The sequence below is a fragment of the Sphingomonas sp. Leaf28 genome, assembly GCF_001421685.1.
Taxonomy (GTDB): Bacteria; Pseudomonadota; Alphaproteobacteria; order Sphingomonadales; family Sphingomonadaceae; genus Sphingomonas; species Sphingomonas aurantiaca.
On record NZ_LMKX01000007.1, the window covers coordinates 840,889 to 866,170 of the forward strand.

Sequence of the window (25,282 nt, forward strand, 5' to 3'; positions counted from 1 at the left end):
GAAGGGGGCTTAACGCGCGTCGGTCGGAAAATGTGGCAGGACGTAGGTCGCGAGTTCGTCGGCGACGTCCGCGAACGGACGGCGCGACGGCTTGGGGTTGAGCGCAACATGCGCGACGCCCTCGTCACGCTGGCGCTGCCACAGCGCGATCAGCGCGTTGCGGCCGCTCCGGATGCCGCCGGCGGCATAGGTCAGCGGCGCATCCGGGTCGGCGAGCAGATCGAACATCGCGCCATAGCCGTAAGGCTTGTACGCGCCGCCCGCGGTCGCGCTGCGCCACCGCGCCAGCACGTCGGGCAGACGCCGGGCGTCGCTGAGATGCCAGATCCACCCGTCGGTATTGGCGCCCAGCCACTCCAGCGTCTGCCCGGCGCGTCCGATCGCGAGGATCGGCAGGCGCGGCCCGACCGGCTTGGGCACCATGTCGATCGTGCCGTCGAGCGTTCCGTAATGCGCCGACGCATGCCGGGCGAAGGATTGCTCGGTCGCCGCGCGGATGACGCCGATCGCATCGCGGTAGCGTTCGGGACGGTCGCCGAGATCGCTGTCGAACGCGGTGAACTCGGACGGACGATCGCCCGTCGACAGCCCGAGCAGGAACCGTCCGCCGAGCAGCTGATCGACGCTCGCCGCCTGCTTGGCGACGATCAGCGGGTCGCGTAATGGCAGGACGATCCCCGCGGTACCGATCGCGATCCGCGTCGTCTGCGCGGCCAGCCAGCCGGCATAGACCATCGGATCGAGGACCTGCCCGACATCGCCGAAGCTCGGGTCGTAGAACGGCACGTCGCGCAGCCAGATCGCCGCGAAATCGAGCGCATCGACCTTGCGCGCCAGCGCCGCGTGATCCGCGAGCGTCGGCCAAGGCGCATTCGGATACGCCTCGAGCGGGGCGATGAAGCCCAGAGTCAGCCGGCCCGGCTGGAACACGCGCGCATAAGCGGCGTGCCCGGCCAGATCCGCGGCTACCGTATCCGGACGCGGGTCCATCAGCTCGCGCCCTGGCTCTTGAGGCGGTTCACGACCGGCGTGACCAGCACCGCGAGGATCGCGATCGCGGCGGCGACATAGCCGACCGCGCCCAGCCCCAGATGCTGGATCACCGAGCCGCCGATGATCGCGCCGAGGCCGATGCCGGCATTGGCCATCGAGACGTTGAGCGTGCCCGCCAGCGCCTGCGCATGGCTCGCCGACTGCATCACGCGCACCTGGCAGATCGGATAGAGCGCGGTGTTGGCGATGCCCCAGACGGCGAGCGCGATCGCCAGCCAGACATGCGACCCGGCGACCAGGGTCGTCGCGGCCATACCGACCGCCAGCACCAGCGACGTGATCGCGGTTACCATCAGCGGTCCGCGGCCGACGAACTGCCCGCCAAGCCAGTTGCCCGCGAGCCCGACGATCCCGAAGCCCATCAGCCACCAGCCGACCTGCCCTGCCGGGATATGCGCGATCTGCTCGAGCGTGTCGGCGAGATAGGTGTAGGCGGTGAACATCGCGGTGAACACGATCACCGACAGCACGACGTTGCCGAGGAAATACGGATCCTTGAGGATGCGCGCCTGTTCGGCGAGCTTGACGCGCGCGGGCCGTGCGAGCGTCGGCATGACGACGAGCAGCAGCACCGCCATCAGCAGCGACAGGCCCGACAGCCCCCAGAACGTCCCGCGCCAGCCGAACGCGGTCGAGGCGAGCGTGCCGAGCGGAATCCCCAGCACCATCGCGCCCGAGATACCGAGATAGACGTTGGCGACGGCCTTGCCGGCCTTTTCAGGCCCGGCGAGTTCGCCCGCGGTCTCGCTGGCGGTTCCCCAGAACACCGGCAGCGCAAGCGCCGGCAGGAAACGCGCGAGCCCAAGGACCCAGATATCGGGCGCCGCGGCGGCCAACGCGTTTGCGCCGGCGAAGATCACGAGGATGACGACGAACAGCCGCTTGCGCTCGAAATGCGAAAGCATCGCGGTCAGGAACGGCCCCGCCAGCATCACGGTGAACGCGAACAGCGTGACGAGTTGCCCCGCGACGGTGATCGAGATGCCGAGATCGCGCGCGAGGCTGGGTAGCAGCCCGACGATGATGAACTCGGTCGTGACGATCACGAAGGCGGACACCGCCAGCAGCAGCACGGCAAGGCCATGCCCCGCGGACTTCTTGCCCGGCGGCGCGGCATGGGTGGATTGGCTGGGGGACGACATTGACAAGACTCCTGTATGGCGCCCTCTCTACGCGCGACGAAAACGAGCGTCGTGCGGCATTAATTCGCGTATAACGCGACAAAGTTTCCACAATGAAAGCGCCACCGTGATTCCCTCCGAACGCCTGAAGGGCATCGAAGCCTTTGTCTGCAGCGCCGATGCGGGCAGCTTCACCGCCGCCGGCGCGCGGCTGAACCTGACCAATTCGGCGGTCAGCAAGAGCGTGGCGCGGCTCGAGGCGCGGCTGGGCAGCCGGCTGTTCGAGCGGACGACGCGCAAGCTGACTCTGACCGATGTCGGCGCGGCGTTCTACGAGACATGCGTCCGCGTGCTCGGCGACCTTGCCGATGCCGAAGCCGTGCTCGCCTCGCATCGGTCGGAGATCGTCGGGCGACTGAAGGTCGACGTGCCGATCGCGTTCGGGCGGATGCAGGCGATGCCGCTGCTGCTCGCCTTTGCGGAGCGGCATCCCAACGTGCGGCCGAACATCACCTTCACCGACCGCAAGATCGATATCGTCGAGGAGGGCGTCGACGTCGCGATCCGGATCGGTGCTTCGGAGCCCTGGCCGGACAATCTGGGTCATCGCTATCTCGGCAGCGAACGCGTCATCCGGTGCGCCGCGCCCGCCTATCTCGCACGACGGGGCACGCCGGCCAGCGTCGACGACCTCGAGGCGTTCGACTGCATTCTCTATGGGCGCGGCGACGGCAGCACGATCAACTGGCGGTTCGCGCGCGACGGCGGGCGCGTCGAGGACCGTCCGATGACCGGGCGGATCGTGCTGGGTAGCGCCGAGGCACAGGTGGAGACGGTCAAGGCGGGGTTCGGCATCGCGCAGCTCGCGACCTGGTTGATCAAGGCCGAACTTGCCAGCGGCGAGCTTGTCGAGATCCTCCCCGATCTGGCGACGGTCGGGCTGCCGCTGCACCTGGTGTGGCCGAGACGCAAGCAGCTCACCCCCAAGGTCGACGCGCTGCTCGAACTCCTGACGCAGGGGTTACGGATCGAGTGATCGGCCGTGCCGTACGATAGGCGATCCGACGATGGGCCCATGATCGGCGGGCCGACGTTTACGGGCAGTCGAGCGCGACGGCCCTAGCCAAGCGTTTTAGCCTAAGTTTAACGGTCACAAGGCATGACCCGACCGCTGAGGGAGCCAAGGTTAGTGTTGAATACGCAAGCGAATTTCGATGCAATCTCGGTTGACGATCTCGAATCGATGGGCGGTGACGCGCGCGATGCGTTGCCGTTCGGGGTGGTCGGCTTCGGGGCGGACACCGTCGTGCAGACGTATAACGCGACCGAGGCGCGGATGTCGGGGCTCGACCCCGCCACCGTCATCGGGGTGCCGTTCTTCGATGCCGTCGCGCAGTGCATGAACAACTTCATGGTGGCGCAGCGGTTCGACGACGAACCCGTGCTCGACGCGATCGTACCCTATGTCCTCACCTTGCGGATGCGGCCGACCAAGGTCCGCTTGCGCCTGCTGGCGCGGCCTGACGCGCCACGACGCTACATCCTGATCGAACGGTGAGCCGACCGGCATGAACGGGACGTCGAGCGAGGAGCAGCTTCTCGAATTTCTCTATGCCTGCCCGGTCGGGCTGATCGAGTGCGACCGCGCCGGCGAGATCGCGATGATGAACCCGCACGCGATGCAGCATCTGCTTCCGCTCGCGGGCCCACGCGATTCGAGCAACCTGTTCAAGGCGCTGGAGGAGCATGCGCCCGAATTGCGCAGCATCGTCGCGGACTATGGCCCGGCAACGGGCAAGATCTGCGACGGGCATCGGATCTTCGTCGATCTCGGTCCCGGCCGCCGTGCGCAGGCGCCCAAGGTGCTCGGCTGCACGGTGATGAAACTGGGCGTCGACCGCCTGATGGTGACGCTGGCCGACATCAGCGAGCAGGTGGTGCAGGAGGAGCGGCTGCGCCAGGCGGATAGCTGGTTCGCCACGTTGGTCGACGGGACCAACGAATATGCCGCGCTCACGATCACGGCGGATGGCCTGATCACGTCGGCCAATGCCTGCTTCACGCGGCAGACCGGCTATGATTGCGCCGCGGTGACCGGCCGCAATCTGGCGGACGTGCTCGACACCGATCCGGCCGGGGCCGCGCTTCGGCTCAGCGAGCAGGTGAAGATCGCCGGGCGCGACGGCTGGCATCTCCAGGAAGGCTGGCAGCGGCGGGCCGATGGCGGGCGCTATTGGTGCCAGCGGCTCGTGGTCGCGCGCTCCGATCACGCGGACGATCCCCGTCCGTCGGGCTTTTCCGTGATCCTGCGCGACGTGCCGGGCCGCGAGGGCGCGGCGGAGGACATGCGCCGGCTGCTGACATGCGATCACCTGACCGGCGCGTCGAACCGGCGCCATTTCAGCCAGATCATGGAGCGCGAGCAGACCCACTGGCGCGAGGTGGGCCAGCCCTTGTCGCTGGTCCTGCTCGATCTCGATCACTTCAAGACGGTCAACGACACGCATGGGCATCCGGTCGGCGACATCCTGCTGCGTCGCGTCGCGGAGGTCTGCACCATGCTGCTTCCCCCGCGCGGCGTCTTCGCGCGACTGGGCGGCGAGGAGTTCGGTGCGCTGCTGCCGCGCCGTGATAACGACCAGGCGATCGGGCTGGCCGAAGCGATGCGCACCGCGATCGGCGCGATCGAAGTCGACACGCCGCGCGGCCCGCTGACGGTATCGGCGAGCCTGGGCTGCGCGACGCTGGACGAGGCGGGCGGATCGATCGATACGTTGATCGCGCTGGCGGACGAGCGTCTCTATGCCGCCAAGCGCGCGGGTCGCAACCGGGTCTATCGGTCCGACGCACACGCGGCGTGACCACGGCGTTGCCCGCCCTTTCGCGCGCCGCCGTCCACCGGATCGCGTGTGCGGTGGTCGCATCGGAGCTGCGGCGCTGGCGCACGGCCGGCGCGGCGCCAACCGATCGCGACACCTGGCCCGAAGTATTGCCGATCGGCGAGGACGGGCTCGGGCTCGACTCGATCGAACAGCTCATCGCGCTCGGCGCGCTGGCCGAGGCGTTCGGGCTAGAGGACAGCGACCTGGGTCGCGAACCGCCGGCGCGGGTCGGCGACTGGATCGACTGGATCCTGCGCGGGCATGCCGCGGCGGAAGGCCGGATGACGGTGCGGACATCGGGCTCGACCGGGCGGCCCAAGCCGTGCGACCACGCCATCGCCGACCTGCTCGACGAGGCCGCCTTTCTGGCGACGCAGATCCCCGGCCGCCGCCGCGTGGTGGCTTTGGTCCCGGCGCATCACCTCTACGGGATCATCTGGACCGCATTGCTGCCCACGGCGCTGGGCGTGGAGGTCGTCGCGCGGACGATCGGCACCCCGCTCGATCTCGCGCCCGGGGACCTCGTCGTCGCGGTGCCCGACCAGTGGCGCGCGCTGCTTCGGCTGACGCGCGGTTTCCCGGCCGACATCGTCGGGGTGAGTTCGGGCGGCGCGCTCGACGACCGGCTAGCCGCGGACCTGCTGGCGGACGGACTCGCGCGGCTACTCGACATCTATGGATCGTCGGAAACGGGCGGCATCGCGCTGCGCGATCTGCCGGCGACCGCCTATACGCTGCTGCCCCGCTGGTACTTGCTGCCAAAGGACAAGGACTGGCAACTCGGCGACGACCGGGGCGGGCGCCATGCGCTGCCCGATCATATCGAGCGGATCGGCGATCGCGGCCTGCGCCCGACCGGCCGGCGCGACGGCGCGGTGCAGGTCGGCGGGCATAATGTGTGGCCCGGCCGCGTCGCCATTATGCTCCGGACGCTCGACGGCGTGGTCGATGCCGCGGTTCGGCTGGGCTACGACGGACGGCTGAAAGCGTTCATCGTCCGCGACGACGCGGCCGATCCCGACCTGCTCTCCGCGCGGATCGACCAGGCGATCGCCGATCAGCTGGCCGGCCCCGAACGACCGAAGAGCATGCAGTTCGGGGCCGCGCTCCCGCGCGATGCGCTGGGCAAGCTCGCCGACTGGGACTGACGCCGCGCCACCACTATGGACGGCTTGACGCCCGGCTTGTGCGTCGCGACTGTCGGCAGCGATGGCGCCTCCCCCAAATCCCCGCTGGCCGAGCGACCTGATGCAGGCCGCGCTCGCGCTGCACGACAACCAGCTCCATATCGCCGAGCCGCTGCTGAAGGCGTATCTGAAGCAGGACCCGTTCGACGCGCGCGCGATCCGGATGCTGGCGGAGCTGGCCGGGCGGATCGGGCGCTACGGCGATGCGGAGGCGTTGCTGCGCCGCGCGGTCGAACTGGCGCCCGGCTTTACCGCGGCGCGCGCGAACCTCGCGCTCGTGCTGTATCGCCAGAACCGCGCGCCCGAGGCGCTGACGCTGCTCGACGCGGTGATCGCCGACGAGCCCGACAATCCGGGTCACGCGAACCTGAAGGCCGCCGCGCTCGGCCGGCTCGGCGGGTTCGAGGACGCGATCGCGCTCTACGAAAAGGTCCTGCACGATGCGCCGGGCCAGCCGCGCGTGTGGCTGAGCTATGGCCATATGCTCAAGACCGTCGGCCGACGCGACGACGGGATCGCCGCGTATCGCCGCGCGCTGGCGCTGCTGCCGACGCTCGGCGATGCGTGGTGGAGCCTCGCCAACCTCAAGACCGTGCGGTTCGACGAGGCCGATATCGCGGCGATGGAGGCAGCCCTCGCGCGCGACGACATTGATGACGAGGACCGCTTCCACCTCGACTTCGCGCTCGGCAAGGCGTTCGAGGACCGGCGCGATCCGGTGCGATCCTTCGCGCATTATGCGGCGGGTAACGCGCTGCGCCGGACGCGGATCGTGTACGACGCCGACGAGACGCAGGCGTTCGTCGACCGCAGCATCGCGCTGCTCACCCCCGATTTTCTCGCAGCCCGCCGCGACTATGGATCGAGCGCCCCCGACCCGATCTTCGTGCTCGGCATGCCGCGCGCCGGCTCGACGCTGATCGAACAGATCCTCGCGAGCCACAGCCTGGTCGAGGGGACGACCGAACTGCCCGACATGCCCGCGCTGGCACGGCGGATCGCGTCCTATCCCGAGGGTCTGGCGGCGCTGTCCGGCGATGCAGCGCGCGACATCGGCGACGAGTATCTGCGCCGCGCCGCGATCCAGCGGCGTACCGATCGCCCGTTCTTCATCGACAAGCTGCCCAACAACTGGGCGCATATCGCGCTGATCAACCTCGCGCTGCCCAATGCGCGGATCATCGACGCACGCCGCGACCCGCTCGATTGCTGCTTCTCGAACTTCAAGCAGCATTATGCGCGCGGCCAGGCGTTCAGCTATGCGCTCGACGATATCGGCCGCTACTACACCGACTATGTGCGGCTGATGACGCATGTCGATACGGTGTTGCCCGGCCGGGTCCACCGCGTCGACCACGAAGCGCTGATCGCGAATACCGAGGTCGAGGTCCGCGCGCTGCTGGCGGCTTGCGGACTGGCGTTCGAGCCCGCCTGTCTCGCGTTCCACCAGACCGAGCGCGCGGTGCGCACCGCCAGTTCCGAACAGGTCCGCAGGCCGATCAACCGCGACGGCGTCGATGCCTGGCGCCCCTATGACGCGTGGCTCGGACCGCTGCGCACGGCACTGGGCCTCGCCGCCACGACCTGACCCGTGGCGAAAACGTCACGGACGCGTCACATTAATTCATCATCGACCAAGCTTTGTTTGACCTTTGTTGCGCCGCAACACACTCTGCCGACATAAATCGTCGTGGGGGCAACGGGCATGCATATTTTCGATCGTCGCGTTTGGATCGCGTCGCTCCTGGCGTCGGCCGCTTTTGCGGCGCCCGCGTTCGGCCAGACGGCGCCGACCGACACCGCCGCGCCCGAAACGGCCGCGCAGACCGATACGGGGCCGACCGCCGGGGAATATGAGGGCGACATCGTCGTCACCGCGCAGAAGCGCGACCAGAATATCCAGGCAGTCCCGATCAGCATCCAGGCGATCGGCACCAAGCGGCTCGACGACCTCAACATCTCCAACTTCAACCAATATACCCAGCTGCTGCCGTCCGTGTCGTTCCAGACCACGCAGCCCGGATCGACCGTCGTCTATATGCGCGGCGTCGCGTCGGGCGGTGACGGCAACCATTCGGGGCCGCTGCCCTCGGTCGGCACGTATCTCGACGAGCAGCCGGTGACGACGATCGGCGGCACGCTCGACGTCCACATCTACGACATCGCCCGGATCGAAAGCCTCGCAGGGCCGCAGGGCACGCTGTACGGCGCGTCGTCCGAAGCCGGCACGATCCGGATCATCACCAACAAGCCCGACACCAGCGACTTTTACGGGCGCGTCGATGGCGAGGTGAACAGCGTCAAGTCGGGCGGCATTGGCAGCAAGATCGAGGGCATGCTCAACATGCCGCTATCGCAGTCCGCCGCACTCCGCGTCGTCGGCTTCTATCAGCGCGACGCCGGCTATATCGACAATGTCGCGGGCTGCCGCAGCTACCTGCCCGAGCCGACCGCGACCTCGTGCACCTCGGCAAATGGCGGCGTGGTCGTCGACAATGCCGCGTTCGTGAAGAAGAACTATAACGACACCGAGACCTATGGCGGTCGCGCCGCGCTGAAGGTCGATCTCGACAGCAACTGGACCGTGACGCCGACCGTGCTGTACCAGGAACAGCGCAACCACGGCACCTATGGCTATGACCCCAAGGTCGGCGACCTCCAGCTCCAGCATTTCTTCCCCGAATATCGCCGCGATCGGTTCATCCAGGGCGCACTGACGATCGAGGGCAAGCTGGGCAACTGGGACGTCACCTATGCCGGCGCGTATCTCGACCGGAAAACCTACACGTCGAGCGACTATACCGATTACGCCGAGGCCTATGACTCCGCCTATTCGTCGGTCGGCGGGCTGGCCGGCTATTTCTATTACCAGGACAATGCCGGGCGGACGATCGATCCGCGCCAGAAGATCATCGGCACCGATCATTTCAAGAAGACCAGCCAGGAGCTGCGCGTCGCATCACCCGTCGAGGCCCGGTTCCGGATCGTCGCCGGTGCCTTCTACCAGCGCCAGACGAACGCCATTTTCCAGGATTACCAGATCGCCAATCTCGGCACCGCGGTATCGGTCAACGGCTCCCCTGGCACCTTGTGGCTGACCAAGCAGAAGCGCGTCGACAAAGATTACGCGATGTTCGGCGAGGCGAGCTTCGACATCCTGCCCAACCTGACCGCGACCGCGGGCGGCCGCGCCTATATCTACGACAATTCGCTGATCGGCTTCTACGGGTTCGGGCGCAATCCCGCGGTCGATCCCGACGACGGCCGGCCCTATAGCGCGACACCGTTCAACGCCGCGGGCAGCAGCCAGACCGGCGTCGCGGGCTGCTATCTCGCGAATGGCCAGACCTTGCGCGAGGCGTATCTGAGCGGCGGCGATACCTCCACGCTGCTGCCCGCGGCGGTATCTGGATCGCCCTGCACCAACCTGGCGACGTACACGACCACCGGGCTGCGCCCGAAGAAGACGGAGGGACAAGGCGCCACCTACCGCTTCAACCTGACGTACAAGCCGACCGAGAAGGTGATGGCCTACGCGACCTTCTCGCGCGGGTTCCGGCCGGGCGGGATCAACCGTCGCGGCGACGTCGCGCCGTACGACGCGGACTTCCTGACCAATTACGAGCTGGGGTTGAAGACGACACTGTTCGACCGGCTGCGGCTCAACGCGTCGATCTATCAGCAGGCGTGGGACAAGTTCCAGTTCTCGTTCCTCGGGCTGAACAGCTTCACGATCATCCAGAACGGGCCGAACGCGCGGATCAGGGGGATCGAGGCGGATGCCAACTACGCGACGGGCGGCCTCTCGCTCACCGCGGCGGGTGCCTATACCGATGCCAAGACCCGCAACGACCTGTGCGCGACGCAGGTCTGTAGCGGCGACGGCACCGATGTGCTCGCCCCCAAGGGCACGCGCCTGCCGATCACCCCGCGCTTCAAGGCAAGCGGCACCGCGCGCTACAGCATGCCGATCGGGGCGGCCAAAGCCTATATCCAGGGCCTGGTCGCGCATCAGAGTTCGGCGGCGGCAGATATCCGACTGGAACAGGCCGCGAGTTTCGGCCGGCTCAAGGCGTATACGACCGCCAACGCCTCGGTCGGTGCCGAGCTGTCGAACTTCACGTTCGAACTGTTCGTCCAGAATCTCTGGGACGAACGCGCGCAATTGTCGCGCTTCCAGCAATGCGGCACCTGTTCGCAACGCACCTATATCGTCACCAGCACGCCGCGCACGATCGGCCTGCGCGCAGGCGCGAAATTCTAGACCGGAATGACCCGCTGATCCTCCCCCGCCAGGGGAGGATCGGCTTACTCCAAAGAAAGATGAAGATGACGTCCAAGCTCAAGCTGTTTCTCGCCTGCACTGCCGCGATGACCGCCCTTCCCGCGCAAGCGCAGACCGCCGCCGACAACGGCCTCGCCATCGCCAAGAAGATGATCGCCTTCCGCAGCGTCCGCGGCCCCGGCAACCAGACTCCGCAGCTGGCCGCCTATCTGAAGTCGGTGCTGGTCGGCGGCGGCTTTGCGGCAAGCGACGTGACGGTCACCCCGGTCGACGACACCGCCTATCTGATCGCGACGTGGAAGGGCAGCGACGCCGCGCTCAAACCGATCGTCTTCTCCGGCCATATCGACGTGGTCGAGGCGAAACCCGCCGACTGGCAGCGCGATCCGTTCACCCCCGTGGTCGAAAACGGCTATCTCTACGGCCGCGGCGCGACCGACATGAAGCTCGACGCCGCGCTCGCGATCGCGACGCTGCTCGACATGAAGAAGGCGGGCTACACGCCGAAGCGCGGGATCGTTTTGGCGCTGTCGGGTGACGAGGAAACGGTGATGAAGACCTCGTCGCTGATCGCCGAGAAGCTCAAGAACGCCGAGATGGCGCTCAACATCGACGGCGGCGGCGGGCTGTACGCCGAAGACGGCAAGGCCGAATATTTCACGATCGGTGCAGCCGAGAAGACCTATGCCGATTTCCAGCTGGCGGTGACGAACCCCGGTGGCCATTCGTCCGCGCCGCGCAAGGTGAACGCGATCAACGAATTGTCCGCGGCGCTGGTCCGGATCGGCAATTACCGGTTCACGCCGCAGCTGTCGCCAATCACCAAGGGCTATTTCGAGGGCGTCGCCCCCCGCCAGACGCCCGCGATCGGCGCAGCGATGCGCGCTTTTGCGGCGAACCCGAAGGACCAGGCGGCGATCGAGACGCTTGCCGCCAATCCCGGCTATGTCGGCCAGATCGGCACCACCTGCGTCACGACGAGGATCAGCGGCGGGCATGCGCTGAACGCACTGCCGCAGCGCGCGACCGCCAACATCAACTGCCGGATCTTTCCCGGCGTCAAACCGGCGACCGTGATGGCCGAACTGGCCAAGGTCGCCGCGGACCCCGGCGTGACGTTCAGCGACGTCACCGAGGGCTCGAACCCGACCGACGCCTCGCCACTGCGTGCCGACCTGACCGGGGCGGTCAAGACCGCGATGGGCGCGATCCGGCCCGGCGTGCCGGTGTTCCCGAGCATGTCCGCGGGCGCCAGCGATTCGATGTGGTACCGCTCGGTCGGCGTGCCGAGCTACGGCGTCAGCCCGACATTCATCAAGCAATCCGACGATTTCAGCCACGGGCTAAACGAACGCACGCCGATCGACAACATCCCGTTGGCGATCACCTATTATCGCTCGCTGATGACCAGCCTGACGAAGTAGCGCACACGCGCCTCCGGCCGCGCACGTATCTCGCGATACGGCGCGGTCGGAGGAAAAGCCGGGCATAATGGACACCGTCCCGGCTTTTAGATTGACGCAGTGCAGCATCGCACCTAGCAGCCCGCGCTCTCCCTACGCTAAGCCCGATCAGGCGCAGCTTTGCTCAGCGCTGGAGGCGCCGCGTGACCATGACCATGACCTTTGCCGATCTCTCCCTCGCGCCGACTTTGCTGCAGGCGCTCGCAGAGGAGGGCTATGCCCGCCCGACCCCGATCCAGGCGCAGTCGATCCCGATGCTGCTGGAGGGCCGCGACGTGCTCGGCATGGCGCAGACCGGCACCGGCAAGACTGCCGCGTTCGCGCTGCCGCTGCTGCACCGGCTCGCCGCCAACCCGCGCCCGGCGCCCAGGAACGGCGCCCGCATCCTGGTCCTCGCGCCGACGCGCGAACTGGTGTCGCAGATCGCGGCCGGGTTCGAGAGCTTCGGCCGTCATATCAAGCCGCGCGTGATGACGATCTTTGGCGGCGTCAGCCAGTTCCACCAGGTCAAGGCGCTCGAGACCGGCGTCGACATCATCGTCGCCGCACCTGGCCGCTTGCTCGATCTGGTCGACCAGGGGCTTTGCGACCTGTCCGCGCTCGAGGCGCTGGTGCTCGACGAGGCCGACCAGATGCTCGACATGGGCTTTGCCAAGCCGATCGAGCGGCTCGTCGCGACGCTGCCCGTCGATCGGCACACGGTGCTGTTCTCCGCGACGATGCCGAAATCGATCGCCGCGCTCGCCGACAGCCTGTTGCGCGATCCGGTCAAGGTCGAGATCGCGCCGCCGTCGACCACGGTCGACCGTATCGATCAGTCGGTGATGTTCCTCGACGCAGCCGACAAGAAGGCGGCGCTGCTGGCGTTGCTGAAAACGCCCGACATGGGCCAGGCCGTCGTCTTCACGCTGCAGAAGAACATAGCGAACGACGTATGCGCCTTCATCGGCGAAGCCGGCATCACCGCCGAGGCGCTGCACGGCAACAAGTCGCAAGGCCAGCGCGAGCGCGCGCTCGACGCGTTCCGTGCCGGAACCGTGCAGGTGCTGGTCGCGACCGATATCGCCGCGCGCGGGATCGACGTCGATACCGTCACGCACGTGTTCAACCACGATCTGCCGAGCCTGCCGGAAAGCTATGTCCACCGGATCGGCCGCACCGGCCGGGCGGGCCGCAGCGGCTTTGCGATCACGCTGTGCGATGCCGAGCAGCGCGCCTGGCTGCATGACGTCGAGCGCGAGATCGGCCGGACGCTGACCGTGCAGGACGATCATGAATGGCATTGCGAAGTGGCGCGGCACTCGACCAAGCGCGCGCCCGTGCTGGGTGGCGGACCGGTCAAGCAGGTGAAGCCGGCCAAGCCGCCGCGTGAGCGCAAGGTCTGGACCGAGGAAGAGAAGTTGGCCGCGCGGATGGCTGCGAAGGCCGCCTGATCCGACGGCGGCGGTGTGGCCTAGCGCGCCATCCAGTCGCTGATCCCCGCCACACTGCGAAAATCGTCGACCGCGCGGACGTCGAGCGCGGGGTCGACCGCGCGCACCATGTCGGCCAGCGCGGTGCCGGGACCGAGTTCAAGAATACGATCGACACCGCGTTCGAACAGCGCCTCGAGTGTGGCGGCCCAGTCGATCGTCGTGTCGAGCTGAGCCGCCAGCCCGGGCACGTCGCGCGCGCCGCTGACGATCGAGGCGGTCGCTGCGCCGATCAGCGTGCGGCCACGCCCGGGCCTGCCGGGCGCCGATCCCTCCAACGCGGCGCGAAACGGCGCGACCGCGTTCGACAGGCGCGGCGTATGCGACGCGATATGGACCGCGATCGGCCGCGCCGATGCAGCGCCCTCCCCCAGCGCCGAGGCGCAGCAGCGCTCGACATCGTCGCGCTTGCCGCCGACCACGAAGAGCAGCGCCGGATTGACGATCGCGATGTGGCAATCGAACCGGGCGACCAGCGCGTCGACGCGGTCTTCCGGCAGTCCGCGGACGAAGCCCAGGCCGTCGTCGGGGCCGCTTGCCGAGTCCATCGCCTCGGCGCGGCGCGCGCTCAGGTCGAGCGTGCGCTCGGGCGACCAGATCCCGGCGACACCCCATGCCGCCATCTCGCCGACGCTGTAGCCGGCGGCCGTGAAGGGCGACGCCGGCTCAAGGCAGGCGGCGGCGGCGAGACCACGCGCGACGCAAAGGATCTGGCTCGTGCGGTTGGCGAACAGCGTCGCATCATCGGCGGTTTGCAGGAGCGTGCGGATGTCCTGCCCCAGCAGCGCGCCGGCATGTGTCAGGATCGACTGCGCGCGCGGATCGTCGGCGAACATTTCGAGCATCGCGCGATCCTGCCGCCCCTGCCCCGAGCACAGCAACGCGAGCGTCATGGCGTGGCGCTCTCAACGAATAGCGCCATGGCGAGCAGGTCGGCGCAGCCGCCGGGGCTCAGGCGTCGGTGGGTGAAAGCGCGGTGCATCGCGACGGCGCGCGCGTGCCAGTCGCCGGCGCCCACGCTTCCGGCGTCGAGGAACGCGCGCGCCTCGGACTGCGCGAACGCCAGCCCGTGCGCGCCGCCGCGATAGAGGAGATTTGTATCCTCCACCTCGGCGATCAGCGTCATCAGCGCGTGGACGTGGTGCGCCTCTCGGGCGGCGGTCAGGTCGCGTGCGGCGGCGAGCGCGGGCAAGGCGATGGCGTAGAGCGCGGGAAAGCCAGCCGCGGCCTCGGCACGCGCGCCGCCCGCGGCATGCTGGCGTGCGACCATCGTCCCGTGGCTGTGCAGCGGGATCGGCCCGCGGACGATCTCCGCGCCCCAGCGTTGCGCGACTATCGCGCCGAGCGTTCCCGGTGCGCCATAGGCCAGGCGAAACCCGGCGGCGGCGCAGAGCAGCCCCATCCCGAAGATCGCCCCGCGATGCGTGTTAACGCCACCGCTCGCCGCCATCATCGCGTGCTCGGCCTCGATCCCGATCGCGCGGAGGACGTCCATTCCAGCCCCGGCCGCCCCCGCCTCGGCGAGCCGCGCGAAGAAGGGGGCGAGCGCGTCGGCGCTGCGATCCATCATCGCGGCGTCCATGTCGTCGTGCGCGCCGGTATCGACCGGACTGACGAGGCCGGGCTTGGGATAGGTCGCGATCTCCTGTCTGAGGCAGTCGGCCGCGCGGCGGCCGATGGCGGCGCCGTCGATTGCCACCGCCGTTGCGGCGCGTGCGAGCGCGATCACGCGAACATCTCGCCGCGGCCGATCATGCGGTTGCCATCTGCCGCCTTCGCCAGCAGTTCGGTCGCGTCCGACGCATATTCGCGCCACTGGACCGCGAAACCCGTCGGCGGGACGATCTCCCCATCAAGCCGCATCGGCGCATCCGCCTCGATTCGCACCAGCGCCGCCACCAGCCGCACGGTGTCATCGGCGCGCGCAACCTGCCAGACGAGATCGAGATCCGACGTCTCCGACAGATACGGCACGCCCGTCAGGTGCGCCCATGCCAGGCTGCCGAAACATCTCGTGTCGGGATCGCGCGCGACCAGCGCGGCGATCGTCAGCTGCCACACCGGCGGTGCCGTCCGCCCCGCCTCGGCGAGCAAGGGCGGCGGTGCATCGGACAGGATCGCATCGGGCGAGACGGCCAGCGCGAGCCGAAGCTTGCCGAGCGATGGCGGCAGCGGCAGGCCGAGCGGCACCAGCCCCGCGCCGTCGTCGCACAGCGGACGGCGCGCGATCAGCGGATACCCCGCGGCGACCCAGTCGACCACCGCGGGGATCTCCCGGAACGCCGGATAGCTGCCCAGTATCTTGGTCCAACGCGCCGGATCGAGATAGACCAGCCGGTGCCGATCGAACCGCATCACCCCTGCGCCGCAGTCGCAACCGCGCCGGCGATCCGCGCCGATGCCGGCCGCCCGCCACGTTCCGCCCCTAGAGCCGAGCGATCATCCCCCGCGCGTGGGTGTGCCAATAGCGCCTGCAACTGCTCCGCGAGGCTCTTGCCCGCATCCCAGACCGTCGCGATCCCGCCGACGCTGACCAGATTGTCGAGGCCGGGCGCGAAGACGGGCGTGGTCTTCGCCTTGGCCTCGAGCACGTCGATCGGCAGCTTGGTGACGCGCGCCATCGAGGCGAGGTCCATCACCTCGGGATGTGCGCCGGGCAGCGCGACCAGCGTCCCGCAGGCGAGTGCGGTCGCGATGAACGCACCCGCCGCGCTGCCGCCATAGAGCAGCCCGATCGTGCGATGGCCTTGCGCCTCCGCCAGCAGCAGCGACTTGGCGAGGTGCGCGAGATATTCGCTGATCCCGAGCAGTTCGTCGCGCCGGCTCATCCGCTGGCTGGCGCTGTCGACGAGGAACAGGATCGGCGCGGCGTCGTCGCTCGAGGCGATCTTCAGCACCGCGGCGGATAGCCGGATCGCCTGGTCGATCCCGATCGGCGCGCGGCCGGTCGCGCCCACGACATGGACTATGCCGTCGCCGAACGTCGCGCGGCCGAGCAGTAGATCGCCTTCGGTCGTGACGTCATGCCCTGCGGGGAAGAGCGAATCGAGGATCTCAGCGGGCGTCATTGGTGCTCTCCCGGTACTGGGCGGCTAGGGTCGCGAAGGCATCGGCGGGCATGTCGGGGATCGCCTTCGGATCGTCGATGCCGAGCGCGTGCCAGATGTCGGTCGCATCGCTCATGTCGCCGAACCGCGCGATCCGGCGTTCGAGCCGCGCCTGTTCCGCCGCCAGCGTGGCGGCGTCGAACTTGGCCGGCCGCGCGAGCGCCGCTGTCGCCGCGGCGCGGAACGCCGCTGCGTCGTCGTCGACGAACACGTCCGCGCCGCCGATCAGCGTGCGGTGCTTGCCGCCCATCGTTCGCCACACCAGAGCGCGGTCGCGCGAGTCGAATTCCTCGACGCCCTTGTTGGTCTCGATCACCTCGGGCCCGGTCACGCTGATGCGGCCCTGTTCGGACACGATCAGCGTCGAGCAGCACCCCGCGATCAGCCCGCCGCCGCCGTAGCAGCCCGCGCGCCCGCCGATCAGCCCAACGACACGCACGCCGTCCAGCCGCGCCTCGACGATCGCGCGCATGATCTCGGCGATCGCGATCTCGCCCGCATTGGCCTCCTGCAAACGCACGCCGCCAGTGTCGAACGCGATGACGACGTCGCGTGCCAGCGCCTTGGCGGCGCGGAGCAGCCCGGTGAGCTTGGCACCGTGCACCTCGCCGAACGCGCCGCCCATGAAGCGGCCCTCCTGCGCTGCGACGAGCACGCGCGTGCCGTTGATCGACCCGCTGCCGACGACGATGCCGTCATCGAACTGCGCGGGCAGATCGAATATGCCCAGATGCGGGCTCGTCTCGCGACACTCGGGGCCGACGAATTCGGCGAAGCTGCGCGGATCGACCAAAGCGGCGATCCGCTCGCGCGCGCCGGCTTCGTACCAGCTGTGACGCAGGTTGCTCATGCCTCGGGCTCCTCGATCAGGCGGACGGCCTGCGCGAGGCGCAGCGATACCGTATCCGGCCGCGCGCCGCCGTCGTTGATCGCGATCCGCAAGCCCCCTGCCGCGCGCCGGCCGACGAAATCGGCGACCACCGCGTCCCACAGATCGCGAAAGCCGTGCGCCGCCGTGCTGATCTCGATCGCGCACCGATCGGCCGCGTCCCCGCGTTCGACCAGCACCTCGAGATTGCCCGACGCAACGACACCGACCAGCGCCATCTTGCGCGTGCCGCCCGCCGGCCTCGGCGCGGCGATATCGAAATGGAGAATTTCCATGCGTCGTCTCCTACCAGTTCCGGAACCGGCTCGGCGGCCGGTAGAGCCCGCCAGACGCGAGCATGAGATCCTTGATCGAACGCGCGGCCAGCATGTTCCGGTTCGCGTCGAGCGGGTCGATCCCGAGATCCTCGGGCCGCTGGATGATCTTCCGCTCGCGCAACCGTTCGACCATCGCCTTGTCGCGGCCGCGGCCGATTTCGGTAAAGCCAGCCACCCCGCGGATCGCCTGTTCGCGCTCGTCCGCGTTGCGGCATAGCAGCAGGTTGGCGATGCCCTCCTCGGTCACGATGTGCGTCGTATCGTCGGCGTAGACCATGATCGGCGCGAGATCGAGATCGAGCTTTTCCGCGAGTTCGAGCGCCCCCAGCTTCTCGACGAACAGCGGCGCGTTGCCCTCGCCGAACGTCTCGCCGATCTGCACCACGAGCTTCCGGCCGCGCCGCAGCGGCGCCGCGGTGTCGGGATCCGCCTCCGCGCCGGCCTGCAACCACGGTGCGCTCGGATGACGCCGACCGCGCGCGTCCGACCCCATGTTGGGCGCACCGCCAAAGCCCGCGATCCGGTTCGCGGTGATCGTCGAGCTATGCCCGGCAAGGTCGATCTGCAGCGTCGAGCCGATGAACATGTCGCACGCATACAGCCCGGCGGTCTGGCTGAACGCGCGGTTCGAGCGCAGCGAGCCGTCGGGGCCGGTGAAGAAAATGTCGGGCCGCGCGGCGAGATAATCCTCCATGCCGACTTCGGAGCCGAAGCAATGGACCTGCTCGACCCACCCCGCCTCGATCGCGGGGATCAACGTCGGGTGCGGGTTGAGCGCCCAGTGCGTGCAGATCTTGCCCTTCAGCCCGAGCTTCTCGCCATAGGTCGGCAGCAGCAGTTCGATCGCCGCGGTGTTGAAGCCGATGCCGTGGTTCAGCCGGCGCACGCCGTAGGGCTGATACAGTCCCTTGATCGCCATCATCGCGGTCAGGATCTGCGTTTCGGTCATCGCCGCGGGATCACGCGTGAACAGCGGCTCCACATAGAAGGGTCGCCCTACGTCGAGCACGAAATGGACCTGGTCGCCGGGGATATCGACGCGCGGCAGCGTATCGACGATCTCGCCGACCTGCGCGATCACGAGGCCGCTGCCGAAGCTCGTCGCCTCGACGACGGTCGGCGTGTCCTCGGTATTGGGGCCGGTATACAGGTTGCCGTGGCGATCCGCGCTGACCGCGGCGATCAGCGCGACCTGCGGCGTCAGATCGACGAAATAGCGCGCGAACAGCTCGAGATAGGTGTGGATCGCGCCAAGCTCGATCTTGCCGCCGAACAGCATCTTCGCGATCCGCGCCGATTGCGGCCCCGAATAGGAAAAATCGAGCCGCTTCGCGATCCCGCTGTCGAAGACGTCGAGATGCTCGGGCAGCACGACGCCCGATTGCACCATGTGCAGATCGTGGATCCGCGCAGGGTCCATCGCGGCGAGCCCCTTGGCCAGCACGTCCGCCTGTTTCTGGTTGTCGCCCTCGAGGCAGACCCGGTCACCGGGCCTGAGCACCGCTTCGAGAAAGTCGACGAGCGTTTCGGGATCGACCAGCTTGCCGGTGGCAAAGCCCCGACCGGCCGCGATCCGCTCCTCGCGCATCTGCTTGCGCGTATTCCATTGCCGCACCGCATCGCCTCCTGACGCTTATTCTACGCTTCTTGTATTCCCTATTGCCCCAAACGCAACCCTGTGCATACTTAAAGACGTATAAGACGATAGATCGAATACAGTGAGAGGATATGCCATGAGCGAGTCCCTACCCGTTGCCGCCACAGACGCGGGACGCGGCGCATGATCGCCGGAGTCGCGCTGCTCGCCATCTGTACGTTGATAGGGCAATTGCTTGGCGAAGGCCTTGGCGTGCTGCTTGGCGTGAAGGCCAATGTCGGCGGGGTCGGCATCGCGATGATCCTGCTGATCGCCGCGCGGATGTGGCTCAAGACCCGCGGTCGCTACAATGAAGGCGTGTCGCGCGGGATCGGCTTTTGGGGCGCGCTCTATATCCCGATCGTCGTCGCGATGGCGGCGCAGCAGGATGTCGTTGCCGCGGTCGAGGGCGGCCCGATCGTGCTGATCGCGGGCGTCGGCGCGCTGCTGCTGTGCTTCAGCGCGGTGGCGCTGATCAGCCGGCTGTCGGGCACGCCCGAGACGATGGACGAGATCGAGGCGCGCGAAGCCCGCGAGGCGCTCGACGCAGCCCACGCCCCCTCCCCCGTAACGACGCACTGAGGCGATTGTCATGGAAATGATCACCAAGGTCCTGACCGCCAATGCGCTGCTCACCGCGTTCGCGGTCGTCGGCATCGTCATGTGGCTGTCGAACATCCTGTCTGCCAAGCTGACGATGGGCCGGGTCCATGGCTCGGCGATCGCGATCCTGATCGGCCTCGCGCTCGCCTTCTGGGGGGGTATCGCGACCGGCGGGCACAAGGGGCTCGCCGACCTGCCGATGCTCGCGGGGATCGGCCTGATGGGCGGCGCGATGCTGCGCGACTTCGCGATCGTCGCGACCGCGTGCGAGGTCGATGTCGAACAGGCCAAGAAGGCGGGGCTGATCGGCGTCGTCGCGCTGCTGCTAGGCACGATCCTGCCGTTCATCGTCGGCGCGCTGGTCGCGGCGTCGTTCGGCTATACCGATGCGGTGTCGATGACGACGATTGGCGCGGGCGCGGTAACCTATATCGTCGGGCCCGTCACGGGCGCGGCGATCGGTGCGAGCTCGCCGGTCATCGCGCTGTCGATCGCGACCGGCGTGTTCAAGGCGGTGATGGTGATGGTCGGCACGCCGTTGGTCGCCGGACTCATCGGCCTCAACAACCCGCGCAGCGCGATGGTGTTCGGCGGGCTGATGGGCACGGTCAGCGGCGTGTCGGGCGGGCTCGCCGCGACCGATCGCCGCCTCGTCCCCTATGGCGCCTTGACCGCGACCTTCCATACCGGGCTAGGCTGCCTGGTGGCGCCGTCGATCCTGTACCTGATCGTCCGCGCGATCGTGGGGGGCTGAGGGCACGTGGCGGATATAGACACCGAAGACACGGGGCTGCTGTCCGACCGGATCCGCAACGCGCTGACCGATGCGATCTCGTCGGGCGAACTGGCGCCCGGCACCACGCTCGACGAACAGCAGCTCGCCGACCGCTACGGCGCCTCGCGCACCCCGGTCCGCGAGGCGCTGCGCCAACTGGCGACCAGCGGCATGGTCGAGGTCCGCCCGCGCCGCGGCGTCATCGTCCGCCACGTCACCGCCGAGGAGGTGATGGACATGTTCGAGACGATGGCGGAGATCGAGGCGGTCTGCGTCCGGCTCGCGACCTACCGCATCACCCCGCTCGAGCGAAGCCGCCTGCTCCGCATCCATGAGGCAAGCGAGGCTGCGGTCGAGGCGGGCGACGTCGATGCGTATGATGCGCTCAACCGCGAGTTCCACGAGGCGATCTACCGCGCCGCGCATAACGACTTCCTCGCCGACCAGGCGATCGCGGTCCGCACCCGCCTCAATGCGTTCCGCCGCATGCAGCTCCGCCAGGACCGCCGTCTCGTCACATCCCGCGCGGAACACGACGCGGTCATGCGTGCGATCGCAGAGGGCGACGGCGACGAAGCCGCCCGCCGGATGCGCGCGCACATGCTCAACGCTGCAAGCGCGCTCGACAGCTATATCGCGCATCAGGACGCACTGCATATCCAGCCGGCCAAGACGCCGGGCTGAGCGCCCCTCAGGGGTTTGCGCCGAAGATACCGTATCGTTCGCGCCAGGCGCTGACTTCCGCGTGCAGGTGCGCGGGCGCGCGATCCCCCGAGATCACGTGACGCGCGACCTCGTTGTCGGGGTGCATCAGCATCTTCTTCGATCCGTCGCTGAACCACACGGGCACCAGGCCGTCGCACACGCTGTCGAGGATCGTGGCTGCCATGCCATTCTCGATCGCGGTGCTGCCCGGAAGGACGCGGACGTTGATCGAGACACCCTCGAATATGTTCTGCGGCGCCTTCACGAAGTTGACCGAGACGATCAGACCCGAGCGGTCGGGCCGCGCCGCATCGGGCATGCTCGCGACCCTGCGCCAGACGCAGAACCATGTCCGGCAGATGCGCGGGCGGACCGCGTGGATACCACAGCCGCGCGCGGAAAGGTGGACGCACGGCGTGCCTGCGGGCTTTTTGAACTCGGGGGTGTCTACCGTAAGGACGGTGCAGCAGGCCGTACAGTCGCCGCAGTCGCGGTCCGGCAGGACTGGTCCCAGCAGAACGGTTTCGAGGTCGGTCTCGGTATCCATCGCGGTCGGCGTTGCCTCGACACGCGCCGGAAGACAATAGCCCGGGCGTTCTCGGCACTTACACCGGGGTTGTCAGACGCGGTCGAACAGCGGCGCGTGCTTCATGTTCGGCAGGACGTGGCGCGCGAACAGGTCGGCTTCCGCGGCGTGCGGGTAGCCCGACAGGATGAACGCCTCGATACCCATCTCCTGGTACATGGCGAGTTTGGCGAGCACCTGGTCGGGATCGCCGACGATCGCCGCACCGCAGCCCGAGCGCGCGCGCCCGATACCGGTCCACAGATTGTCCTCGGCATAGCCATCCGCCGACGCACCCGCGCGCAGCGCCGCCTGCGCCGCGACGCCCGCCGAGCGCGAATCCAGCGACTGGGCGCGGATCGCCGCCCCCTGCGCGGCATCGAGCTTCGACAGGAGGCGGTCGGCATAAAGCCGCGCCTCGTCCTCGGTCTCGCGGACGATGACGTGCGCGCGGTAGCCGAACCGCAGCGTGCGGCCGTGGCGGGCAGCGCGCGCGGTCATGTCGGCGATGATCTCGGCGACCTTCTCGCGCGTGTCCGGCCACATCAGATAGACGTCGCATTCCTGCGCTGCCGCCTCGCGCGCGTCGGGCGAGAGCCCGCCGAAATAGAGCAACGGCGCCTTGCCCGAGAGCGTGCCGATCCGCGGCGGATCGAGCTTCAGTTTCCAGAATTCGCCGACATGATCGAGCGGCTGGCCGTTCAGCAGCGTCTTGAGGATCCGCATCAACTCGACCGTGCGCGCATAGCGCGGCCCCGAGGCGAGCGTCTCGCCGGGCAGGTCCGACGAGATGATGTTGATGTTGAGCCGCCCGCCGAGCATCCGGTCGATCGTCGCGATCTGGCGCGCGAGCTGCGGCGGCCAGCTCTCGCCGACGCGTACCGCCATCAGCAACGCCATCCGGCGGAGCATCGACGCGATCGCGGCGGCGAAGGCGGTGGTGTCCAGCCCCAGCGCATAGCCCGAGGGAAGCAGGATATTGTCATATCCCCCGGTTTCCGCCTGCAGGACGATGTCGCGGCAATGCTCCCAGGTCGAGTGCAGCCGGGGATCGGGGACGCCGAGAAACTCGTAGTCATCGTCGCACAGCGCCGAGAACCAACTGACTTCACAGGCTTGCGTCACTTGCCGGTGTCCTTCGCGGCGGAGTTACTCACGGCAGTCGCTCGCCGCGGCCAGCAACGAGGATGTCGTACCAGTCCTGCCGCGTCCACGGAATCGTGAAGGCCTGCGCGAGTTCGGCGATGCGCGCGGGGTTCTGCGTGCCGACGATCGGGATCGCGCGCACCGGATGCGCCATGATCCAGCTATAGGCGACCGCGGCGCGGCTCGCGCCGGTCTGCGCGGCCTTGGCATCGAGCGCGTCGGCGACTGCGCGGCTGCGGTCGTCGGCGGGCACCGCGATCCGGCCGCCGCCCAGCGGCGACCAGGCGAGCACCGCCATCTCGCGCTCCATCGCCTGGTCGAACAGACCGTTCTCGATCGGCTCGAGATGCAGCGGCGAGAATTCGGGCTGGTGACTGACGAGCGGGATGGTCAGGAACGACGCGAGTGCCTGCGCCTGTGCGGGCGTGTAGTTCGACACGCCGACCGCGCGGACCTTGCCGGCGGCCACCGCATCCTCGAGCGCGCGCGCCGCCTCCTGCGGATGCGTCAGGATGTCGGGGCGGTGGATCTGGTAGAGATCGACCTGGTCGACCCCGAGCCAAGTCAGCGACGCATCGAGCGCCTGCGCCAGATAGGCGGGGCTCGAATCGTACGGCAACGGTGGCAGGATGCCGCCCTTGGTCGACAGGACCATCCGCGCGCGCAGCTCCGGTGACTCCGCGAAGATGCGACCGAGCAGCACTTCGGCATCGCCGAATCCGCCGGTTCCGTCGAACCCGTAGATATCGGCGGTGTCGAACAGCGTGACGCCCGCCTCGAACGCCGCTTCGATGAGGCGTCGGCCATCGGCGACGCCGACTCCGGCGAACCGCCACATGCCCCAGGCTATCGGGCTGACAAGGATTCCGCTCTTGCCGAGGGGAATGGCTTTGGGTGTAGGATCAAGATGCGACATCGCTGTCATTCAATAGGGGCAATAGGCTTGGTCGAGCAAGTACGTTATGGGCTGGTCGGTACCGGCATGATGGGGGTCGAGCACCTCCAGAACCTCGCGGTCACCCCCGGCGCGGTGGTCACCGCGATCGCCGATCCGGTGGCCACGTCGCTGGGCTGGGCGCGCGATGCACTGGGTAAGCGGGGCGACGGCGTGCAGGAATTCGCCGATGCGGCGGCGCTCGCGCGCAGCGGGCTGGTCGATGCCGTGATCGTCGCGAGCCCCAATTACACGCACCGCAACGTGCTCGAGCCACTGTTCGATGCGGACATCGCGATCCTGTGCGAAAAGCCGCTGGCGACGACGCTGGAGGATGCCCGCTGGGTCGTCGACCGCGCCGCGCAGATGATCCGCCCGTTCTGGACCGCGATGGAATATCGCTACATGCCGCCCGCCGCGGCGTTCATCGAGCAGGTGCATGGCGGCCGGATCGGGGCGCTGCGGATGCTGTCGATCCGCGAGCACCGCTTCCCGTTCCTGCCCAAGGTCGGCGACTGGAACCGCTTCAGCCGCAACACCGGCGGGACGATGGTCGAGAAATGCTGCCATTTCTTCGATCTGATGCGTCTGATCGTCCGGTCGGAGCCGGTCCGCGTCTATTGCTCGGGCGCGATGGACGTGAACCATGTCGACGAACGCTATGACGGCGAGCGTCCCGACATCATCGACAACAGCTATACCACCGTGGAGTTCGCCAACGGCGTCCGCGCGATGCTCGACCTGTCGATGTTCGCGGACGGCGCCGAGAACCAGGAGGAGATCACCGCGGTCGGCGACGCCGCCCGGCTCGACGTGCTGATCCCCGAGGGCGCGCTGGTGTTCAGCCCGCGCACCGGGTTCCTCAACCCGAAACAGGTCGAGCGATCCGTCATCGAGGTCGACCAGACCGCGCTTGACGCGGGCAGCCATCACGGCTCGACCTTCTACCAGCATCAGCGGTTCATCGCGGCGGTGCGCGGCGAGGGACCGGTCGAGGTCACTGCGCGCGACGGGTTGATGGCGGTCGCGATCGGCACCGCCGCCGAGATCAGCGCGCGCACGAACCGCGTCGTGGAGATGGCCGAATTGGGGTTTTGAATGAAGCCGCGCTTGGCGGTACCCAAGACAAACTCATGCATGAC

24 protein-coding genes are annotated in these 25,282 nt (G+C 68.2%); 12 read left to right on the forward strand and 12 right to left on the reverse strand.

What is annotated here, in order from left to right; translation table 11 throughout:
- Nucleotides 1-9 precede the first annotated feature (9 nt).
- Entirely contained in the window at nucleotides 10-990 is a 981-nt protein-coding gene (locus tag ASE79_RS10145; protein ID WP_056415483.1) for a TIGR03571 family LLM class oxidoreductase, read from the reverse strand.
- On the reverse strand, nucleotides 990-2,195 hold the full coding sequence (locus ASE79_RS10150) for an MFS transporter (RefSeq protein ID WP_056415486.1): 1,206 nt from the start codon (nucleotides 2,193-2,195) through the stop codon (nucleotides 990-992). The genes ASE79_RS10145 and ASE79_RS10150 overlap by 1 nt, the downstream gene beginning before the upstream one ends.
- A gap of 106 nt (nucleotides 2,196-2,301) precedes the next feature.
- On the opposite strand from ASE79_RS10150, the gene ASE79_RS10155 reads away from it, so the two are divergent.
- From ASE79_RS10155 to ASE79_RS10190, 8 genes are all read left to right on the forward strand, one after another.
- Nucleotides 2,302-3,210: a LysR family transcriptional regulator gene (locus tag ASE79_RS10155; RefSeq protein WP_056415491.1), complete on the forward strand. Its 909-nt coding sequence runs from the start codon at nucleotides 2,302-2,304 to the stop codon at nucleotides 3,208-3,210.
- 153 nt (nucleotides 3,211-3,363) lie between these two features.
- Nucleotides 3,364-3,732, forward strand: a complete 369-nt coding sequence (locus ASE79_RS10160; protein WP_234422671.1) for a phosphonate transporter — start codon at nucleotides 3,364-3,366, stop codon at nucleotides 3,730-3,732.
- Nucleotides 3,733-3,742: 10 nt separating this feature from the next.
- Nucleotides 3,743-5,035, forward strand: a complete 1,293-nt coding sequence (locus tag ASE79_RS10165; protein WP_056415497.1) for a sensor domain-containing diguanylate cyclase — start codon at nucleotides 3,743-3,745, stop codon at nucleotides 5,033-5,035.
- The gene (locus tag ASE79_RS10170; RefSeq protein WP_056415499.1) at nucleotides 5,032-6,204 is read left to right on the forward strand and encodes an AMP-binding protein; all 1,173 of its coding nucleotides are present in this window, start codon (nucleotides 5,032-5,034) and stop codon (nucleotides 6,202-6,204) included. The genes ASE79_RS10165 and ASE79_RS10170 overlap by 4 nt, the downstream gene beginning before the upstream one ends.
- 61 nt (nucleotides 6,205-6,265) lie before the next feature.
- Nucleotides 6,266-7,831: a tetratricopeptide repeat-containing sulfotransferase family protein gene (locus tag ASE79_RS10175; RefSeq protein ID WP_235516846.1), complete on the forward strand. Its 1,566-nt coding sequence runs from the start codon at nucleotides 6,266-6,268 to the stop codon at nucleotides 7,829-7,831.
- 117 nt (nucleotides 7,832-7,948) lie between these two features.
- The gene (locus ASE79_RS10180; RefSeq protein ID WP_056415505.1) at nucleotides 7,949-10,507 is read left to right on the forward strand and encodes a TonB-dependent receptor; all 2,559 of its coding nucleotides are present in this window, start codon (nucleotides 7,949-7,951) and stop codon (nucleotides 10,505-10,507) included.
- Between the two features lie 65 nt (nucleotides 10,508-10,572).
- Nucleotides 10,573-11,952, forward strand: coding sequence for a M20/M25/M40 family metallo-hydrolase (locus ASE79_RS10185; protein ID WP_235516847.1), 1,380 nt, complete (start codon nucleotides 10,573-10,575; stop codon nucleotides 11,950-11,952).
- 188 nt (nucleotides 11,953-12,140) lie between these two features.
- Nucleotides 12,141-13,424, forward strand: coding sequence for a DEAD/DEAH box helicase (locus tag ASE79_RS10190; protein ID WP_056415895.1), 1,284 nt, complete (start codon nucleotides 12,141-12,143; stop codon nucleotides 13,422-13,424).
- Nucleotides 13,425-13,444: 20 nt separating this feature from the next.
- On the opposite strand, the gene ASE79_RS10195 is transcribed toward ASE79_RS10190, so the two are convergent.
- The 7 genes from ASE79_RS10195 to mdcA are packed head-to-tail and all read right to left on the reverse strand — an operon-like array spanning nucleotide 13,445 to nucleotide 19,391.
- A complete protein-coding gene (locus tag ASE79_RS10195) occupies nucleotides 13,445-14,356 on the reverse strand; it encodes an acyltransferase domain-containing protein (RefSeq protein WP_056415511.1) in 912 nt (303 codons plus the stop codon).
- The gene (gene mdcB, locus ASE79_RS10200; RefSeq protein ID WP_235516848.1) at nucleotides 14,353-15,192 is read right to left on the reverse strand and encodes a triphosphoribosyl-dephospho-CoA synthase MdcB; all 840 of its coding nucleotides are present in this window, start codon (nucleotides 15,190-15,192) and stop codon (nucleotides 14,353-14,355) included. Before mdcB ends, ASE79_RS10195 begins: the two co-directional genes overlap by 4 nt.
- Nucleotides 15,189-15,818, reverse strand: a complete 630-nt coding sequence (gene mdcG, locus ASE79_RS10205; RefSeq protein ID WP_056415514.1) for a malonate decarboxylase holo-[acyl-carrier-protein] synthase — start codon at nucleotides 15,816-15,818, stop codon at nucleotides 15,189-15,191. The genes mdcB and mdcG overlap by 4 nt, the downstream gene beginning before the upstream one ends.
- The gene (gene mdcE, locus ASE79_RS10210) at nucleotides 15,818-16,531 is read right to left on the reverse strand and encodes a biotin-independent malonate decarboxylase subunit gamma (RefSeq protein ID WP_056415516.1); all 714 of its coding nucleotides are present in this window, start codon (nucleotides 16,529-16,531) and stop codon (nucleotides 15,818-15,820) included. The genes mdcG and mdcE overlap by 1 nt, the downstream gene beginning before the upstream one ends.
- Nucleotides 16,518-17,420, reverse strand: coding sequence for a biotin-independent malonate decarboxylase subunit beta (locus ASE79_RS10215; RefSeq protein WP_056415519.1), 903 nt, complete (start codon nucleotides 17,418-17,420; stop codon nucleotides 16,518-16,520). The genes mdcE and ASE79_RS10215 overlap by 14 nt, the downstream gene beginning before the upstream one ends.
- Nucleotides 17,417-17,734 carry a malonate decarboxylase acyl carrier protein gene (gene mdcC / locus ASE79_RS10220; protein ID WP_056415522.1) on the reverse strand — a complete coding sequence of 106 codons (318 nt, stop codon included), beginning with the start codon at nucleotides 17,732-17,734 and terminating at the stop codon, nucleotides 17,417-17,419. The genes ASE79_RS10215 and mdcC overlap by 4 nt, the downstream gene beginning before the upstream one ends.
- 10 nt (nucleotides 17,735-17,744) lie before the next feature.
- Nucleotides 17,745-19,391 (reverse strand): malonate decarboxylase subunit alpha, encoded by a 1,647-nt coding sequence (gene mdcA / locus ASE79_RS10225; protein WP_082445220.1) that lies wholly within the window; start codon nucleotides 19,389-19,391, stop codon nucleotides 17,745-17,747.
- Nucleotides 19,392-19,556: 165 nt separating this feature from the next.
- On the opposite strand from mdcA, the gene madL reads away from it, so the two are divergent.
- Genes madL through ASE79_RS10240 form a run of 3 tightly spaced genes read left to right on the forward strand, consistent with a single transcriptional unit; the run spans nucleotide 19,557 to nucleotide 21,474 of the window.
- Complete coding sequence (madL, locus tag ASE79_RS10230; protein ID WP_056415525.1) at nucleotides 19,557-19,994, forward strand: malonate transporter subunit MadL; 438 nt, start codon at nucleotides 19,557-19,559, stop codon at nucleotides 19,992-19,994.
- Between the two features lie 16 nt (nucleotides 19,995-20,010).
- On the forward strand, nucleotides 20,011-20,769 hold the full coding sequence (gene madM, locus ASE79_RS10235; RefSeq protein WP_235516849.1) for a malonate transporter subunit MadM: 759 nt from the start codon (nucleotides 20,011-20,013) through the stop codon (nucleotides 20,767-20,769).
- Between the two features lie 6 nt (nucleotides 20,770-20,775).
- The gene (locus ASE79_RS10240) at nucleotides 20,776-21,474 is read left to right on the forward strand and encodes a GntR family transcriptional regulator (protein WP_056415528.1); all 699 of its coding nucleotides are present in this window, start codon (nucleotides 20,776-20,778) and stop codon (nucleotides 21,472-21,474) included.
- Between the two features lie 7 nt (nucleotides 21,475-21,481).
- Here the strand turns inward: ASE79_RS10240 and ASE79_RS10245 are convergent, their stop codons facing one another.
- From ASE79_RS10245 to ASE79_RS10255, 3 genes are all read right to left on the reverse strand, one after another.
- Nucleotides 21,482-22,042, reverse strand: a complete 561-nt coding sequence (locus ASE79_RS10245; RefSeq protein ID WP_056415530.1) for a YkgJ family cysteine cluster protein — start codon at nucleotides 22,040-22,042, stop codon at nucleotides 21,482-21,484.
- Between the two features lie 72 nt (nucleotides 22,043-22,114).
- Nucleotides 22,115-23,185 (reverse strand): LLM class flavin-dependent oxidoreductase, encoded by a 1,071-nt coding sequence (locus tag ASE79_RS10250; RefSeq protein ID WP_056415534.1) that lies wholly within the window; start codon nucleotides 23,183-23,185, stop codon nucleotides 22,115-22,117.
- Between the two features lie 28 nt (nucleotides 23,186-23,213).
- Complete coding sequence (locus tag ASE79_RS10255) at nucleotides 23,214-24,122, reverse strand: aldo/keto reductase (RefSeq protein WP_082445221.1); 909 nt, start codon at nucleotides 24,120-24,122, stop codon at nucleotides 23,214-23,216.
- Between ASE79_RS10255 and ASE79_RS10260 the strand changes: the two genes are divergently transcribed.
- On the forward strand, nucleotides 24,114-25,238 hold the full coding sequence (locus ASE79_RS10260) for a Gfo/Idh/MocA family protein (protein WP_056415539.1): 1,125 nt from the start codon (nucleotides 24,114-24,116) through the stop codon (nucleotides 25,236-25,238). The two genes, ASE79_RS10255 and ASE79_RS10260, sit on opposite strands and share 9 nt — an antisense overlap.
- Nucleotides 25,239-25,282: the final 44 nt, after the last annotated feature.